The sequence below is a fragment of the Streptomyces colonosanans genome (assembly GCF_001866645.1).
Taxonomy (GTDB): domain Bacteria; phylum Actinomycetota; class Actinomycetes; order Streptomycetales; family Streptomycetaceae; genus Streptomyces; species Streptomyces colonosanans.
In genome coordinates this window covers 1-14784 of sequence record NZ_MLYP01000073.1, presented here as the reverse complement: position 1 = coordinate 14784, position 14784 = coordinate 1, and the positions used below count along the sequence as shown (strand labels likewise).

Genomic DNA, 14784 nt, shown 5'->3' with positions numbered 1-14784 from the left:
GTGCCGGCCGGAAGCCCTCGTACTGGACGTACTCGGGCTTTCGGTCAGTGCGGCGAGTGGGGGTACCCCCTGCTCGAAGAGCTTGGGGGAGGCGTGCCGGGCGTCGCGACGGGGCAATCGTTGCCTGTTGCGGCACTAGGCTGGACGCATGACAAGCGAGCTGCTCGACCGGGCCCTCGTCGAGGAGGCCACGAAGAAGTCCGGGCTCATCTGGGTCCAGGGCGCGGCGCCGGCCTCCGGCGTGGGCGGCCGGGGCACGCCCGCTCACGCCCTGTGGCATGTGTGGCACGAGGGTGCGGCGTGCGTGGTGGGCGACGGGCCCGGTGAGCAGCCGCTGCCGGGCCTGATCGACGGCGGGGAAGCGGTCGTCACGGTCCGCAGCAAGGACAAGGGCGGACGGATCGTCACCTGGCCCGCGAAGGTGGTGGAGCTGACGCCGGGGTCGCCCGAGTGGGAGGCTGCGGTAGCTGATCTGAAGGGCAAGCGGCTGAACGCGCATGACGGCGAGGAGATGCCTCAGCGGTGGCGGCGCGAGTGCCGGGTGCTGCGCTTGGAGCCGCGGGGCACAACGGTGCCGCTGCCGTCCGACTCCCAGGCCGCGACCCCGGTCCCGACCCCGGCCACGACCCGCCGCCCGATCCCGGCGGCACTGCCACGCCTGCTGCGGCGCAAGCGGTAGCCCTCCGGCGGGGATCCGGCCCGCTGGACAGTCGGGCCGTACTCGGTCGCCGCGGCCGGACTCGGCGCCAGGATTCCCGGCGGGCGCCCGCCGCTCAGGACGTGGGCAGTTGCTGCCCGTAGTCCACCGTCTCGTCCTTCGACGGCTCCTCGAGCGTGAAGTCCTTGCCCCAGTCGGACATTCGGAGGGCCCCGGCGTTGCCGGCCCGGACCAGGCGCAGCGGATAGGGAGATCCCTCCAGGGAGACGTCCAGCGTGCCGCCGGATCCCTTGTCACCGGTGATGCGGATCGTACGGACGCCGCTCTGCTCGCGCCGGCCGTCCGTCGACAGCGTGCCGTGCAGCGTGAGAAGCCCGTCCAGCAGCAGGTCCTTGTCGGTGAAGCCGCTGAAGCGCTTGTAGGCCGAATCCTCCGTCGGGACCTTCACGTACTTCCCGTCGAGCTTGCTCGCCGCAGCCGTCGAGCCCCCGCCGCCGGTGCTGTCCTCGTGATTCCAGAACGCGGCGTCAGCCTTCAGGAAGAGGTGCTCGCCCACCCGCAGCAGCCCGAACGTGCCGCTCTTCGAGGTGACCGTCCCGGTGCCCCCGTCCCCCCTGAGCCGCATGTCGAGCGTGTAGCTCCCGCCGTTGCTGACCACGGTTCCCGACAGCCGGACCGCCGACGCCGACTTGGCCGCCGTACGCGTCCGGCTCTGGATCTGGTCGGCCGACAGCTTCGTCAACCCGTTCGTCCCGGCGTCGGGGTCCTCGCTGCTGCATCCGGTCAGGCCCGTCCCCGTCACGACCAGCACGCACAGCGCGCTCACCAGTGCGGCCCGGCGGGTACGGCCCTGGGGATTCGCAGTCACAGGTGGGGCTGCCTCTCATGTGGGGGTCCTCGGCGTACGGCAGCGTACCGGTGCCCGTCAGGCCTTCCGGAGCCAGTCCGTCCGCACCGCTCGCCAGGGCGTCCCGCACCGGGACGGGCTAGCCTGAAGCCCACCCGAGCGGACAAAACGGCAGGAACAGGAGGCGCGGGCATGGCGGCAGGCGCCCCTCGCATCTTCGTCTCGCACCTGTCCGGGGTCGCCGTCTTCGATCCCACCGGCGACCAGGTGGGGCGCGTGCGCGACCTGGTCGTCATGCTGCGTGTCGGGCGGCGCTCCCCGCGGCTGCTCGGCCTGGTCGTCGAACTGACCACCCGCCGTCGCGTCTTCCTGCCCATGACCCGGGTGACCGGTATCGAGTCCGGCCAGGTCATCACCACCGGTGTGCTGAACGTCCGCCGCTTCGAGCAGCGGCCCACCGAGCGACTGGTGTTCGGGGATCTGCTCGACCGGCGCGTCAGGCTCGTCGAGACCGACGAGGAGGTCACCGTCCTCGATCTCTCCGTGCAGCAGTTGCCGGCCCGCCGGGACTGGGAGGTGGACCGGGTCTTCGTGCGCCGGGGGAAGGGCGGGGCGTTCCGGCGCAGCAAGGGCGAGACGACGCTGGTCGAGTGGTCCGCCGTCACCGGGTTCTCCCTGGAGGAGCAGGCGCAGGGTGCCGAGAGCCTGCTGGCCACCTTCGAACAGCTCCGGCCCGCCGACCTCGCCAACGTTCTGCACCACCTCTCCGCCAAGCGCCGCGCCGAGGTCGCCGCCGCGCTCGACGACGACCGGCTCGCCGATGTCCTCGAAGAGCTTCCGGAGGACGACCAGATCGAGATCCTCGGCAAGCTCCAGGAGGAGCGCGCCGCGGATGTCCTGGAGGCGATGGACCCGGACGACGCCGCCGACCTGCTCGCCGAGCTGCCGGAGGAGGAGAAGGAGCGGCTGCTGAGTCTGATGCAGCCCGCCGACGCGGCCGACATGCGCCGGCTGATGGCGTACGAGGAGAAGACCGCCGGCGGCCTGATGACCACCGAGCCGATCGTGCTGCGGCCCGATGCGACCGTCGCCGACGCGCTCGCCCGGATCCGCAACCCCGACCTGTCCCCCTCGCTCGCCGCCCAGGTGTACGTCTGCCGCCCGCCGGACGAGACACCGACCGGCAAGTACCTGGGGACCGTGCACTTCCAGCGGCTGCTGCGCGACCCGCCGTACACGCTCGTCAGTTCGCTTCTCGACGACGACCTGCAACCCCTGACCCCGGACGCGGCCCTGCCCGTGGTGGCCGGATTCTTCGCGACCTACGACATGGTCGCGGCTCCCGTCGTCGACGAGGCCGGCTCCCTCCTCGGCGCGGTGACCGTGGACGACGTACTGGACCACATGCTCCCCGACGACTGGCGCGAGACGGAGTTCCACCTGGACGACGAGGGCGGCGCCCATGGCACCTGAGCGCCACCGGTCCCCTTCGGGTGCGACCGCCGCCGGCCGTCCCCGCCCCCGGCTCGACCAGCCGCAGCCGCGCCGCACCCGTCTGCTGCCCGAATGGGACGCGGAGGCCTTCGGACGCCTGTCGGAGCAGATCGCGCGCTTCCTGGGGACCGGGCGGTTCATCGTCTGGATGACGGTGGTGATCAGCATCTGGCTGGTGTGGAACATCGCCGCCCCGCGCTATCTGCGCTTCGACCCGTACCCGTTCATCTTCCTGACGCTGATGCTGTCCCTGCAGGCCTCCTACGCGGCCCCGCTGATCCTCCTCTCGCAGAACCGCCAGTCCGACCGCGACCGGGTCAATCTCGAACAGGACCGTCGGCAGAACGAGCGGTCGATCGCGGACACCGAGTACCTGACCCGGGAGATCGCCACGCTGCGCGCCGGTCTCGGCGAGGTCGCCACCCGGGACTGGATGCGGTCCGAACTCCAGGACTTCGTGAAGGACCTGGAAGAGCGACGGCGCCCTGACGGGCCTGCCGTATTCCCGGCGGAACGGACCCGCGGACGTGACGTAGACGACCGCTGACGGCCTTTCCGAGGTGCCCGCGGGGCGCCGTACCATCTCACTATGGCTACGGAAGACGCGGTGCGCGAAGCACTGGCGACGGTGAACGACCCCGAGATCCAGCGACCCATCACCGAACTGGGGATGGTCAAATCGGTGGATATCGGTGCGGACGGTGCGGTTGCGGTCACCGTGTACCTGACGGTCTCCGGCTGCCCCATGCGCGAGACGATCACCCAGCGCGTCACCGAGGCGGTCTCCCGCGTCGAGGGGGTCACCCGGGTCGACGTCACTCTCGACGTGATGAGCGACGAGCAGCGCCGTGAGCTGACGACCGCGCTGCGCGGCGGCCAGGCCGAGCGCGAGGTCCCGTTCGCCAAGCCGGGCTCGCTCACCCGTGTGTACGCGGTGGCCTCCGGCAAGGGCGGCGTCGGCAAGTCCTCGGTGACGGTGAACCTGGCGGCGGCCCTGGCGGCCGACGGCCTCAAGGTCGGCGTCGTGGACGCGGACATCTACGGCCACAGCGTGCCGCGCATGCTGGGCGTGGACGGTCGCCCGACCCAGGTCGAAAACATGATCATGCCGCCGCAGGCGAACGGCGTGAAGGTCATCTCGATCGGCATGTTCACCCCGGGCAACGCACCGGTCGTCTGGCGCGGCCCGATGCTGCACCGCGCGCTCCAGCAGTTCCTGGCGGACGTGTTCTGGGGTGATCTGGACGTGCTGCTGCTCGACCTTCCTCCGGGCACGGGCGACATCGCGATCTCGGTGGCACAGCTGGTCCCGAACGCGGAGATCCTGGTGGTGACCACCCCGCAGCAGGCGGCCGCGGAGGTGGCGGAGCGGGCGGGCTCCATCGCCGTCCAGACCCACCAGAAGATCGTGGGCGTGGTCGAGAACATGTCCGGCCTGCCCTGCCCGCACTGCGACGAGATGGTGGACGTCTTCGGCACGGGCGGCGGCCAGGCGGTGGCGGACGGTCTGACGCGTACGACGGGTACGACGGTGCCGGTCCTCGGCTCCATCCCGATCGACGTCCGCCTGCGCGAGGGCGGCGACGAGGGCAAGCCGGTGGTCCTGACCGACCCGGACTCCCCGGCGGGCTCGGCCCTGCGTACGATCGCGGGCAAGCTGGGCGGGCGCCAGCGGGGCCTGGCGGGCATGTCGCTGGGGATCACACCGAGGAACAAGTTCTAGGGCGAACGCCGCCTGCCGGGGCACTGGGCGCACGGGAAGTCACGCCCCGGAAGGGACGCGGGGAACGGCGCCCACCGGGGGTCTGCCGCCCTTCCGATGGCCCATGTTCTGCCGTCTGACGCCGAGGGGGGCACCGTGACCTGACGGTGCCCCCCTCGGCGTGAGCGCCGTAGGTCTACGCGGTGTAGGCGCCGATGTTCTTGATCGCGGCGAAGCCGAGCCCGTACGCGCTCATGCCCCTGCCGTACGCGCCCACGTGCACTCCCGCCTGCGTGGACCCGGCGAGCACCCAGCCGAACTCGGACTCGCGGTAGTGGAAGGGCGTCGGGACGCCGTCCACGGGCAGGGAGAGGGTGGACCAGGCGGGACCGGTGAGATCGTCCGCGAGGACCCAGGCCGTCTCGGTCTGCTGCTTCAACCAGTCGTCCCGCAGGGTGTGGTCCATCTGGCCCGGCCAGGTGAACGACAGCAGCCCCTCGCCCGCGAGCCAGGCCGCGGAGGAGACCGAGGTGGCCTCCAGCAGACCCGTACCGTCCGGGCTGCGCCGTACGGGGTTGGCCGCGATCGTGACCACGACCGCGAAACGTTCCTTGTCCTCGGTGCCCTCGTTGCGCACCGAGGGTTCGTCGCCGTGCCCGGTCGACCCGTGCTCCACGGCTCCATCGGCCGAGGTACCTACCTGCATCAGCCAGCGCGGCCCCGTGAACGCCTCATCGAGGCCGTACCACGGAAAGGACGCCTGGAGATAGCCGTCGACCGTGCGCCGGGCGAAAGGGGACGATTGTCCGCCCTCCGCGGCCGACGCCTGCGCGCCCACCCGACTCGTCGTCTCCATCTACCCGGACGCCTCCTCGCTCTCGTCGGACCCGAGCGGCCCGCCCCCCACGGGCGTCCTCGCTCCCAATCGGTCCGCGCAACAACTGGGCAGCATAGCCACAGCGCTCCGATCAGCAGGAAAACACCCGGCGCGTACGGCCTCTTGGACGCCCGACCGAGGCCGCCAGTACCCCGGCGGGCTGTCGTACGGTGCGGACGCCGGGACGGCTCAGGTGGCGTCGATGTCGAAGGGCGGCCGGTCCTCGGGGTCGGGCTTGGCCGGCTTCTTCGTCATGTCGACAGTGCCGCCGGTGGAACCGGACGAGGAGGACGAGGAGGACGAGGAGGACGGGTTCGAGGATTCGGACTCGCGGACCTGCACCGCGTCCGTGATCTCGGCCATCTCCTTCTTCAGGTCGAAGCCATTGCGGATCTCCTGCAGCCCCAGGTCGTCATTGCTCAACTGCTTGCGGATGAACGTCTTGGGGTTGAGGTCCTCGAACTCGAAGTCCTTGAACTCGGGACCCAGTTCGCTGCGGATGTCCTGCTTGGCGCTATCCGAGAACTCCCGGATCTTGCGGATGGTGCGGCTGACGTCCTGGATCATCTTCGGGAGCTTGTCCGGGCCGAAGACGAGCACGCCGACGATGACGATCGTGGCCAGCTCGAGCGGTCCTATGTCATTGAACACCTGAAGCTCCTTGCGATGTCCTCGGCCCTCGGCCCTCGGTGGTCGGTGCGGGTCGTCCGTGGTCCGGGCCGCATCCAAGGTACCCGGCCATCCCGCCGGACCGGTACTGCCCGGCACTCCCAGCCACAAGTACGGGGCGGGTTTTTCTGGTTGTTTGCTTTGTGGGAGGGGTTTCGGGCACGTCCCGGCGGGGTGTGTCAGCTGCCATCGGCGGAGCCGAGGACGAGCGTGATCTTCCTTTCCGCGCCGTCGCGGACGACGGTCAGCTCCAGACGGTCGCCGGGGCGTTGGGCACGGGTCTTGACGATGAGCTCCTCGCCGGAGTGGACCCGCACGCCGTCGACCTCGGTGATGACGTCGTCCGGCTTGACGCCGGCCTTGTCACCGGGGCCGCCCCGCTTGACCGCGGGGCCGCCGCCCGTGCCGTTGGTGCCCACGCGGGCACCGTCCCCCGTGTAGCTCATGTCGAGGGTGACACCGATCACCGGATGGGTGGCCCTGCCGGTGTTGATGAGCTCCTCCGCGACACGCTTGGCCTGGTTGACGGGAATGGCGAAGCCGAGCCCTATGGAACCGGCCTGCCCGGTCTGGGCGGAGCTCCGGTCGGCCGACCGGATGGCGGAGTTGATGCCGACGACTCGGCCCTTGCCGTCGAGGAGGGGGCCACCGGAGTTGCCCGGGTTGATCGGGGCGTCGGTCTGCAGGGCGTCGACGTAGGAGACATCGCTGCCGTCGCCCTTCTTGCCCCCGGCCGTGATGGGCCGCTCCTTCGCGCTGATGATCCCCGAGGTGACGGTGCCGGCCAGATTGAAGGGCGCACCGATGGCGACGACGGGGTCACCGACCTGGACGTTGTCGGAGTTGCCGAGGGGGATGGGCCTGAGGCCGCGGACGCCGCGGACCTTCACGACGGCGAGGTCATAGCCGGTGTCCCGGCCGACGACAGTGGCTTTGGCGGTCTCGCCGCTGTTGAACGTCACGGAGATCTCCCCGCCGGACGCGGCGGGCTCGACGACGTGGTTGTTGGTGAGGATGTGACCGCGCTGGTCCAGGACGAACCCGGTGCCGGTGTCCTCGGCGGCGGCGCCCTTGACGTGCAGGGTCACGACACCGGGCAGGGCACGGGCGGCGATCCCGGCGGTGCTGTCCGCGGCGCGCCCCTTGGGCTCCTGCCCGGCCTGCGGCAACTGGATGCCGCCGATCCCGCCGTTTCGCTCCAGCGTGGCTCCGACGACACCGCCGATCCCGCCGGTCACGAGCGCGATCAGCACGGCCCCGAGCACCAGTGTCTTCCTGGCCCGCTTGCGCCGCTGCTGCTGAGTGGCGATGGGGGCGCCGCTCTGCTGGAAGGGCGCTGCCGCCCAGGGGTCGTAGTTCTGCCAGGGGGAGGCCGGATAACCGGAGACCGGCGGGGCCGCAGGGCCCGGCGCACCGGGCGCCGACGGGCCGGGGACGGGTGCTCCCGCGCCCGGTACGGGTGTCGACGGGACCGGTGCGCCCTGGGCCAAAGGCGGCACCGCCGTGCCGTGTGCGGGCGTCGTCGCCGGGTGCTGGACCGGCGGCGCGGGAGCCCAGGGGCCCGGTTCGCCGTAGGGCGGGGTGTCGTAGGGGTCTGGGTCGTGGAGGGGCTTGGGGCGGCCGTCAGGGTCGGCGTGTGCGCCCCCGCCGGACAGGAGGGTCACTTCCCCCGCGTCGGACGGCTCGGGCCCGGCGCCGGCCACGGCCCCGCTTCCGGGCTTCACCGGCGCCGGGCGCTCCAGCTCGAAGTCTCCGTCGGCGTTGGCCTCGGTGCCAGGACGCGCTCCAAAGGGCCCGCTCTGCTCGTCATCGGCGCGGGAACCGTCTTGCGAAGCCTCGCCGGCTGCGGAACCCTCCACTGCGGCGGTCGCCGGACCGGACGGCTCGTTCCCGGCCGCTCCCGGGTCCACCCCGGCTCCAAAATCCTCCCGTACCTCGGGTGCCCCTGCCTCGGCCTGCCCCGGAGGGATCGGCTTGCCCTCGTTCATGCTCTCCCCACACCCGGCCCGCGGCATGACGGCGCCGGCGGTCGCCGCTGAATTGCTGATTCCGCACCCGGACCGCTCGCACGGGCGCGGTCCACCAGGATTCAACCAGGTTCCGGGACCGCCGCGCAGGCGCCGGGTTCAGCGCGCGGAGGGCGTGGGGGACTGAGCGGCGGGCGAGGTCGGCACCAGTGCGGTCGGCAGCACGGGGGCCGTGACCTCCGGAACGGCCGGCCAGGAGGACAGCATGACCGGTGGGGTTTCGGTGAGCGGGCGTATGAGCGGGGACATCGCGACGGCTCCCGCCACCAAGGGGGCGTTCAGGGCACGGATCTGCGAGGCGTCCTGCACGCCCGGAGCAGGCACTCCCGTCAGCAGCGGGGCCGACGCCTCGGCGAGCGCCACGGGCGCCGCCGAGGACGCGGCCTGCCCGACCAGCGGCCCGGCGGAACGCCGGCGCTGGGTCTCCGACGCTGTGGCGCCCGTGCCGGGAGTACGCGTCGGGGTCACGTTGCTCCCGGTGCCGCCGCGTGCCTCCACGCCCGTATTGGCCGTGACACCCGTCGACAGCCCGCCGAGTGCGAGCGCCGCCAGCGATACCGCTCCGGCGGCCGCGAAGGCGAACCGCAGCCCGCGTGAGGCCGGTCGCTCGGCGTCCTGACGGCCGACGGGGTGGATGCGGAAGCCGTCTCCCGAGAAGGTCCGGTTCCCGGAGGGGGCCAGGGGTGCCGCGTGCGGTCCTGAAGGGGCGTATCCGAAGGGCTCGTCCCTCACTCCGAAGACTCCCGAGGTCGCGGGCAGCCCGGCGGATCCGTGAAGTCTTCCGTCGAACCCTCCCCCGCCGAGCGGCGTGCCGCCGCCGTCGATGCCACCTCCCGAGGACAGGCCCTGAAGCCGGGCCAGGAAGCTCTCGGAGGGCGGCGGGGGGGCCGCCTCCGCGAAGACGTTCTTCAGTCGGCGCTGTGCGTCGGCCTCGGCCTTGCACTTCGCGCATGTGGCCAGGTGGGCCAGCACACGCTCGCGCGTCTCATGACCGAGCTCTCCGTCCACCAGGGCGGAAAGTCGGTCTCCCAGGTGCTGCTCTGCCGGTGTGGGGCGGCGGGATCCACTCACGCGGCCGCGCCCCCTCCCCCCAGCGCGGGCACACGGGCCAGGAAGGAGCGGCGCTCGGCGGCCCGGGCCTCCGGCGAACGGTGCGCCAGGGCCTTGCGCAGCTGCGAGCGGCCACGGTGGATGCGGGAGCGCACCGTACCGAGCTTGACGCCCAGGGTCGCGGCGATCTCCTCGTACGACAGTCCTTCGATGTCGCAGAGGACGACGGCCGCGCGGAACTCGGGCGCGAGCGTGTCGAGGGCCTGCTGGACGTCCGCGTCGAAGTGCGCGTCGTTGAGGACCTGCTGCGGGGACGGCTCGCGGCTGGCCAGCCGCTCGGCCGCGTCCTCGCCCAGCGCGTCGAAACGGATGCGCTGCTTGCGGCGGACCATGTCCAGGAAGAGGTTCGTGGTGATGCGGTGCAACCAGCCCTCGAAGGTGCCCGGCGTGTAGGTCGAAAGGGACCGGAAGACGCGGACGAAGACTTCCTGGGTCAGGTCCTCCGCGTCGTGCTGGTTTCCGGTCAGGCGGTACGCCAGCCGGTAGACGCGGCCGCTGTGCATGCTGACGATCTCCTCCCAGGTGGGCGGAGTCCACGCCTGCGAGTCCGCGTCGGTGGCGAAGGTCGCGGTCTGCGCGGTGTCGGCTGCGTGGTGCTTGTCAGCGATGTCGGTCACGGATTTCGGCTCACCCGATGATCTGAGAAAGCGCCGCAGCACTCCTCTCTGATCCACAGGCGCAGCCGCACCTCCCCTGTCGGCTCTGGTGGTGTCCAGTGGAGCCCCTACCATAGCCACCTCGCCCGTTAGCTCCGGATAAGCGGTTTTACGAGAATTTGATGTGCACTGATGCGGCTGCGTCAGCAGTTGCTCGGCGTCCACGCCCATCCGTGTCCCCCGTCCTTTCCCCGCTGCTCTTCCCACCCTCGTAAACGCCCAGTCCCATCTGCGGGTTCCCGCCGTCAACGGATACAGTCACGCCCAGGCAATCGCGGGGACAGGAGAGGGTCATTACCGGCAACCGGCAGACGAGCTGGGCGTTCGCCGACGCCTATGTCGCCGAGGACGACGCACTGCGCTGGGCCCGCGACCGGGCCTGTGAAGCAGGGCTTCGCTCGGTGTCGCCCAGCGCGGGCGCCGCGCTGCGCTTGCTCGCTGCCGCGGTGGACGCCAAGGCGGTCGCGGAGATCGGAACCGGGTGCGGTGTCTCCGGAATTCATCTGCTGCACGGGATGCGGCCGGACGGCGTGCTGACCACCGTGGACCCGGAGCCGGAGCACCAGCAGTTCGCCCGCCAGGCCTTCCGCGCCTCCGGATTCGCGAGCAACCGTGCCCGGTTCATCCCGGGCCGCGCCCTGGACGTGCTGCCCCGGCTCGCCGACGCCGGCTACGACCTCGTCTTCTGCGACGGCGACCGACTCGAGGTCCTGGACTACCTCGCCGAATCGTTGCGCCTGCTGCGGCCCGGGGGCCTCGTCGTCTTCGAGGGCGCCTTCGCCGGCGGCCGCACGGTGGACTCCGGACCGCAGCCCACCGAGGTCCTGCGGCTGCGGGAACTGCTGCGCACGGTCCGCGAGAGCGCGGAGCTGGTGCCCTCGCTGATCCCGGTGGACGACGGTCTGCTGTGCGCGGTCAAGCGCTGACCGGGCACGCCCGGTAGGCCGGGCAGAGCACTCCGAGCAGCCGGGAAAGGGAGACGGTCCCCAAAAATCAGCGACCCCGGCACCGCGTACGGCGCCGGGGTGGCAGGAACTTGGGACCGCTTACGCGTCAGCCGACGACCTTCTTGAGGGCGTCACCCAGCGCGTCGGCCTCGTCCGGGGTCAACTCGACGACGAGCCGACCGCCGCCTTCGAGCGGAACGCGCATGACGATGCCCCGCCCCTCCTTGGTCACCTCGAGCGGGCCGTCGCCCGTCCGCGGCTTCATGGCCGCCATGCTCGTTCCCCTTCCTGAAACCAGCTCATCGTCTGCCGACAGCCCCCTTGAAGGGCACGCGGTCGTCACACGACACGCGACACCGGCATCGAACACATTGCTTCCAAGCCATTATCCCGCATCCCAGGACCCGATGACCAACATCAGTCGGCATCGCTTGAGCAACACGCGCGAGCAAAACCACTCAATTCGGCGATGGGGCTGTGATACTGCGCCCTCACACGGACATCCGGCGACCGGTCGCGGACGGGAATTCTTTGACGCAGGTCACACGTTCGGCCCGTTCCACGGCCCGTCATCTCCGCCATGCTGTCCTTCGGACGCAGGGCGTACCGACCGGTACACCGAGCCGCGACACCGGAGGGGACCACCATGGCCGACACCGTGCTCTACGAGGTCAGCGACGGACTGGCGACGATCACGCTGAACCGTCCCGAGGCGATGAACGCGATGAACGTCGCGGCGAAGGTCGCCTTGCGGGACGCGGCACAGGAGGCTGCGGCCGACGCCTCCGTACGGGCGATCCTGCTGACGGCCGCCGGGGACCGGGCGTTCTGCGTGGGGCAGGACCTGAAAGAGCACATCGGGCTGCTCCAAGCCCCGGAGCCGGGCGCGGGCGGCGGGGTGATGAGCACCGTCCGGGAGCACTACAACCCCATCGTGCGGGCCCTGGCGGGGGCGGCGAAGCCGGTGGTCGCCGCCGTGAACGGGGTCGCGGCCGGGGCGGGCCTCGGCTTCGCGCTCGCCGCGGACTACCGGATCGTCGCGGACACAGCGGCCTTCAACACGTCGTTCGCCGGGGTCGCCCTCACCACCGACTCGGGCATCTCGTGGACCCTGCCGCGCGTCGTCGGCCCGTCGCGCGCCGCGGACCTGCTGCTCTTCCCGCGGAGCATCAGCGCGCAGCAGGCGTACGAGTGGGGGATCGCCAACCGGCTGGTCTCCTCGGCCGAGCTGCGCGCCGAGGCGGAAAAGGTGGCCCGCTCGCTGGCCGAAGGACCGACCCTGGCGTACGCCGCCCTGAAGGAGTCCCTGGCGTACGGGCTCTCCCACTCCCTGGACGAGGCCCTGGAGAAGGAGGACGAACTGCAGGCCCGCGCGGGCGCGTCGGAGGACCACACGATCGCAGTGCGGGCGTTCGTCGCCAAGGAGAAGCCGAAGTATCTGGGGCGGTGAGCACGGTCCGGGCCTACCGGGGACCAAGCCCCGGTAGGCCCGGACCGCTGGCTCAAGCCTCCGGGGAACCGTTCCTGGCCGCGCAGTCCTCCAGGTGGTCGTTCACCAACCCGCATGCCTGCATCAGCGCATACGCCGTCGTCGGGCCGACGAAACGGATGCCGCGCTTCTTGAGGGCCTTGGCCAGGGCCGTCGACTCGTCGGTGACCGCCGGGACGTCGCCCAAGTTCTTCGGGGCGGGACGGGGGGCCCCGTCGGGGGCGTGCGACCAGATCAGCTCGTCCAGTTCGTCCGGGGCCCAGTCGGCCAGCACGCGCGCGTTGGCGAGCGTCGCCTCGATCTTGGCGCGGTTGCGGATGATGCCCGGGTCGGCGAGCAGGCGCTCCTGGTCGCCCACCGTGAAGGCGGCCACCTTGGCGATCCGGAAATCGGCGAAGGCGGCGCGGAACCCTTCACGGCGGCGCAGGATCGTGATCCACGACAGGCCCGACTGGAAGGCCTCCAGGGACAGCCGCTCGTACAGGGCGTCATCGCCGTGGACCGGGCGGCCCCACTCCTCGTCGTGGTACGTCACGTAGTCCTCGGCCGACAGGGCCCAGGGACAGCGCAGCACGCCGTCCGGGCCCGCCATGGCCGCCCCGCTCACTGGTCGTCCTCCTCGGTCGGCTTGTCCGGGCCGGCTCCGGCGGCGCGGGCACCGGCGAGCGCGGCCTCCAGATGGGCGATGTGGGCGTCCCGCTCGGAGATCTCGGCGCCGAGGCGGTCGAGCGCGTCGTCCACGTCCACCATGCGGTAGCCGCGGACGGCGAGCGGGAATCGCAGGGCCTCCACGTCCGCGCGGGCGACCGGGCGGCCCGGCGGCAGCGGGTCGTCGAGCCGCTCGGGCGCCGCCTCCGGCAGGGGGGCGCTCTCGCCACCGCCCACCACGACCAGTGTGACCGCGGCGACCACGACGGCGAGCGCGACGACCAGGAACAAGAACATGAGCATCACTGAGGTCCCCACCTCGGTGCCGGCACGCTGTGCGCCGACGCGGCAGTGCCGATGTCGAATGTGTCTGGGTCCGATCGTGCCATGCGACGCTGACGATTAGGGTCGCAGGCGGCCAAGGAACGGGACGTACTGGGAGAGGTCATAGCGGATGCTCAGGCTGGGCAGGCGGGAATTCGGCGCGCATGAGCCGGTGGTCATGGCGATCGTGAACCGGACCCCGGACTCCTTCTACGACCAGGGGGCCACGTTCCGCGACGAACCCGCCCTCGCGCGCGTGGAGCAGGCGGTGGCGGACGGCGCCGCGATCATCGACATCGGCGGGGTCAAGGCCGGGCCGGGGGAAGAGGTGACGGCCGATGAGGAGGCACGGCGGACGGTCGGTTTCGTCGCCGAGGTGCGGCGTCGCTTCCCCGACGTGGTGATCAGCGTGGACACCTGGCGGCACGAGGTCGGCGAGGCGGTGTGCGAGGCGGGCGCGGATCTGCTCAACGACGCGTGGGGCGGGGTCGATCCGCGGCTCGCGGAGGTCGCGGCGCGGTACGGGGTGGGACTGGTGTGCACGCATGCGGGCGGAGCGCAGCCGCGGACACGTCCGCACCGGGTGAGCTACGACGATGTCATGGCCGACATCCTGGAGGTGACCTTGGGGCTGGCCGAACGGGCGGTCGCTCTGGGGGTGCCGCGTGAGTCGGTTCTGATCGACCCGGGCCACGACTTCGGCAAGAACACGCGGCACAGTCTGGAGGCGACGCGGCGGCTGGACGAGATGGTCGCCACGGGCTGGCCGGTACTGGTCTCCCTGTCCAACAAGGACTTCGTGGGCGAGACGCTGGACAAGCCCGTGAAGGAGCGCGTGGTGGGGACGCTGGCGACGACGGCGGTGTCGGCCTGGCTCGGGGCGCAGGTGTACCGGGTGCACGAGGTGGCGGAGACACGGCAGGTACTGGACATGGTGGCGTCGATCGCCGGCCATCGCCCACCGGCCGTGGCACGCCGGGGTCTCGCCTAGTGCTGTGGCGGGAAAGGTTTGCCGGAAAGCTCGGGGCGTCCGGTGCTGGGGGCACCTCCCTCGCCCTTCAGGCGGTGGGGGAGCATCGCAAGGCGGAGCACATCACCCGCGTACTGGATGTACTCGGGTGATGCGACAACGCGGCGGTGGGGGCCCCTCCCGCGCTGGGGGTCCCCCCGCTCGAGCGGAGCCGAGAGTGGGGGGAAGCCGAGCGTGGGGGAGCCGTGCCGGGCGTCGCGAGCCGGTGAACCCTTCCGTTCACAGCACTAGTGCCGCGGCAGGCAACGTTTGCCCGTTAAGGAGCGGCGTTCGGTGCGTGCTCTCGGCGTGCCGGCCGGAAGCCCT

At 71.4% G+C, this 14784-nt stretch carries 16 protein-coding genes; 7 read left to right on the top strand and 9 right to left on the bottom strand.

Annotation, left to right across the window (positions count from 1 at the left end; genetic code table 11):
- Positions 1-148: 148 nt before the first annotated feature.
- Positions 149-679: a hypothetical protein gene (locus BIV24_RS26210; RefSeq protein WP_071368922.1), complete on the top strand. Its 531-nt coding sequence runs from the start codon at positions 149-151 to the stop codon at positions 677-679.
- A gap of 94 nt (positions 680-773) precedes the next feature.
- Here BIV24_RS26210 and BIV24_RS26205 read toward each other — a convergent pair whose 3' ends face one another.
- A complete protein-coding gene (locus BIV24_RS26205; protein WP_071368921.1) occupies positions 774-1526 on the bottom strand; it encodes a hypothetical protein in 753 nt (250 codons plus the stop codon).
- A gap of 171 nt (positions 1527-1697) precedes the next feature.
- Here BIV24_RS26205 and BIV24_RS26200 point away from each other — a divergent pair, with 171 nt between their 5' ends.
- The 3 genes from BIV24_RS26200 to BIV24_RS26190 are packed head-to-tail and all read left to right on the top strand — an operon-like array spanning position 1698 to position 4722.
- Complete coding sequence (locus tag BIV24_RS26200) at positions 1698-2978, top strand: magnesium transporter MgtE N-terminal domain-containing protein (RefSeq protein WP_071368920.1); 1281 nt, start codon at positions 1698-1700, stop codon at positions 2976-2978.
- The gene (locus BIV24_RS26195) at positions 2968-3546 is read left to right on the top strand and encodes a DUF1003 domain-containing protein (RefSeq protein WP_071368919.1); all 579 of its coding nucleotides are present in this window, start codon (positions 2968-2970) and stop codon (positions 3544-3546) included. The genes BIV24_RS26200 and BIV24_RS26195 overlap by 11 nt, the downstream gene beginning before the upstream one ends.
- Before the next feature lie 42 nt (positions 3547-3588).
- Positions 3589-4722 carry an Mrp/NBP35 family ATP-binding protein gene (locus BIV24_RS26190; protein WP_071368918.1) on the top strand — a complete coding sequence of 378 codons (1134 nt, stop codon included), beginning with the start codon at positions 3589-3591 and terminating at the stop codon, positions 4720-4722.
- A 175-nt stretch (positions 4723-4897) separates the two neighbouring features.
- Here BIV24_RS26190 and BIV24_RS26185 read toward each other — a convergent pair whose 3' ends face one another.
- The 5 genes from BIV24_RS26185 to sigE form a co-directional block, all read right to left on the bottom strand.
- A complete protein-coding gene (locus BIV24_RS26185; RefSeq protein ID WP_071368917.1) occupies positions 4898-5557 on the bottom strand; it encodes a hypothetical protein in 660 nt (219 codons plus the stop codon).
- A 210-nt stretch (positions 5558-5767) separates the two neighbouring features.
- Positions 5768-6229: a sec-independent translocase gene (locus BIV24_RS26180; protein ID WP_071368916.1), complete on the bottom strand. Its 462-nt coding sequence runs from the start codon at positions 6227-6229 to the stop codon at positions 5768-5770.
- A gap of 197 nt (positions 6230-6426) precedes the next feature.
- Positions 6427-8235 carry a trypsin-like peptidase domain-containing protein gene (locus tag BIV24_RS26175; protein ID WP_107459727.1) on the bottom strand — a complete coding sequence of 603 codons (1809 nt, stop codon included), beginning with the start codon at positions 8233-8235 and terminating at the stop codon, positions 6427-6429.
- Between the two features lie 138 nt (positions 8236-8373).
- A complete protein-coding gene (locus BIV24_RS26170) occupies positions 8374-9345 on the bottom strand; it encodes an anti-sigma factor family protein (RefSeq protein WP_071368915.1) in 972 nt (323 codons plus the stop codon).
- A complete protein-coding gene (gene sigE, locus BIV24_RS26165) occupies positions 9342-10043 on the bottom strand; it encodes an RNA polymerase sigma factor SigE (protein ID WP_079168540.1) in 702 nt (233 codons plus the stop codon). The genes BIV24_RS26170 and sigE overlap by 4 nt, the downstream gene beginning before the upstream one ends.
- 224 nt (positions 10044-10267) lie before the next feature.
- Between sigE and BIV24_RS26160 the strand changes: the two genes are divergently transcribed.
- Positions 10268-10966, top strand: coding sequence for an O-methyltransferase (locus tag BIV24_RS26160; RefSeq protein WP_079168539.1), 699 nt, complete (start codon positions 10268-10270; stop codon positions 10964-10966).
- Between the two features lie 127 nt (positions 10967-11093).
- Here BIV24_RS26160 and BIV24_RS26155 read toward each other — a convergent pair whose 3' ends face one another.
- A complete protein-coding gene (locus BIV24_RS26155) occupies positions 11094-11261 on the bottom strand; it encodes a DUF3117 domain-containing protein (protein WP_003966491.1) in 168 nt (55 codons plus the stop codon).
- A gap of 372 nt (positions 11262-11633) precedes the next feature.
- On the opposite strand from BIV24_RS26155, the gene chcB reads away from it, so the two are divergent.
- A complete protein-coding gene (chcB, locus tag BIV24_RS26150) occupies positions 11634-12437 on the top strand; it encodes a 2-cyclohexenylcarbonyl CoA isomerase (protein ID WP_071368912.1) in 804 nt (267 codons plus the stop codon).
- Positions 12438-12489: 52 nt separating this feature from the next.
- On the opposite strand, the gene BIV24_RS26145 is transcribed toward chcB, so the two are convergent.
- Positions 12490-13068 carry a DNA-3-methyladenine glycosylase I gene (locus tag BIV24_RS26145; RefSeq protein ID WP_071368911.1) on the bottom strand — a complete coding sequence of 193 codons (579 nt, stop codon included), beginning with the start codon at positions 13066-13068 and terminating at the stop codon, positions 12490-12492.
- Positions 13069-13079: 11 nt separating this feature from the next.
- On the bottom strand, positions 13080-13427 hold the full coding sequence (locus BIV24_RS26140; RefSeq protein ID WP_071368910.1) for a DivIVA domain-containing protein: 348 nt from the start codon (positions 13425-13427) through the stop codon (positions 13080-13082).
- A 151-nt stretch (positions 13428-13578) separates the two neighbouring features.
- Between BIV24_RS26140 and folP the strand changes: the two genes are divergently transcribed.
- Positions 13579-14439 (top strand): dihydropteroate synthase, encoded by an 861-nt coding sequence (gene folP / locus BIV24_RS26135; protein WP_071368909.1) that lies wholly within the window; start codon positions 13579-13581, stop codon positions 14437-14439.
- Positions 14440-14784: the final 345 nt, after the last annotated feature.